We start from the raw sequence: 1,487 nt of genomic DNA on the forward strand, positions 1-1,487 counted from the left end.
ATCTCATTGAAACCTTCCAGCCAGCCGAGCCCATTGCGGCTTTCCAGGTTGATAAAGGCGGGGTTGACCACCTCTTTGACCGGAGAATCCCACCCCATTTTCGCGCCAAATCCTTCCGCCCGCAGGAGGTTCATGCCGCGCGTGGGACTCAGCGTGATGGTCAGGCCATCCTCGCTGCGGATAATCACGACTTTGCTGCCTTCCTGCTTGCCGCCGTGCAACACTTTCTGCTCAATGCTGAACGTTTTATCCTTAACCTTCAGCGCCTCACTCGAAATCTTCCAGTTTCCTTTCTCCACGCCATCTTCAGCGCTGGTCAGCACCCAACTCTGCGCCGCCGCCTGCCCTGTAATCAGGGCCGAAAACACCGCCATAACCCACGTTTTCTTCATTTCCCTTCCCCTTTAGCTGAATCGATTTTTTACTCACGAGAGAAATCTACTGTTAAGCAGGTTAAAGAAATGTGATGAACTTCACCGGGTGAATATTTGAATAAATAGTGCGATAAAAATACGAATTTTTTCGCAGTTTTAATGAAAACACGTTGAGTTATTGCACGCTAAATGAGCGATTCATCAACATAAGTCGTATCGTTTCAGCTTTGAGCAAGGGAGGGTTTATCGCGAAGGTACGGCGGGTGGCTTGTTAACGCTATCTGGCTCAAACGGCAGCGCCCATACAGCCAGCACGCCTTGAGCCTCTTTGCTTTCACGGCTGCCTCCTGATATCGGAGGCGCCATATTGCGAACAGCCCGCTCAGGGAAACCCGAGCGGGCTTTTTGCTTTTTTGCCGCTAGCGCTTACAGCACAAATTCGTAGTGAGAGCCGTCCGGCAGTTCAACATCCAGGCGCAGCTTGCCGCCCGCAGCCTCAACGTAGCGTTTTAGCGAAGACAGTTTCAGATCGCGGCCCGGTTTTTCCATCACGGCAACGGTCGGCTGCCGGATCCCCAGCGCCTGCGCCATTTCAACCTGCGTTTTCTGCACCTTCTCGCGCAGCTCGGCAAGGTGGATGTTCAGCATGATGTCAGCCGCCAGCGCTTGCGCTTTGGCCACGACCTCGGGCTTTTCATCCGCAATAAGCTGTTCCAGCGTTCTGCCCATCGCGTCACTCCTTCTCGTTTAATGTGTTCAGCCAGTTCGTGAATTCCCGATCGGCAGCCTGGATCATCCGATCGTAAAAACGTTTTTCATTACCGGCTTTATTGCCCGCGCAAAGTACAATGCCGATACGGTACGGATCGAAGGCGAAGAATGCCCGCAACGGTTCGCCACGGCTCTGAATGCGCAGCTCTTTCATATTGCTATAACGCGAACCTTTAACCGTATCGGCATAAGGCCTGGGCAGCCCCGGCCCCTTTGCCCGCAGGATCATCAATGCGGCAAGCACGCCAGCCCGATCGGCATCGTGGAGTGAGCTAAACCAGTTATCAAACGCATCCGTTGTTTTAATTTCCCACACGGGACCTCCCTGCAAATATAGATCAA

General features: G+C 53.1%; 3 protein-coding genes. All 3 read right to left on the reverse strand.

Annotation, left to right across the window (positions count from 1 at the left end; translation table 11 throughout):
- Positions 1–392, reverse strand: a 392-nt coding sequence (locus tag ACK3CV_RS16730) for a DUF4432 family protein (RefSeq protein ID WP_489009881.1), incomplete at its 3' end; no start/stop codon positions are given.
- Positions 393–800: 408 nt separating this feature from the next.
- A complete protein-coding gene (locus ACK3CV_RS16735) occupies positions 801–1,103 on the reverse strand; it encodes a helix-turn-helix domain-containing protein (protein ID WP_033635213.1) in 303 nt (100 codons plus the stop codon).
- A 4-nt stretch (positions 1,104–1,107) separates the two neighbouring features.
- Positions 1,108–1,461 (reverse strand): type II toxin-antitoxin system RelE/ParE family toxin, encoded by a 354-nt coding sequence (locus tag ACK3CV_RS16740; RefSeq protein ID WP_164040464.1) that lies wholly within the window; start codon positions 1,459–1,461, stop codon positions 1,108–1,110.
- Positions 1,462–1,487: the final 26 nt, after the last annotated feature.

Source organism: Serratia sp. TSO36 (assembly GCF_057808395.1).

Coding starts and splice junctions, on each gene's coding strand:
- ACK3CV_RS16735 (WP_033635213.1), bottom strand. CDS start 1,103: ATGGGCAGAACGCTGGAACAGCTTATTGCGGATGAAAAGCCCGAGGTC.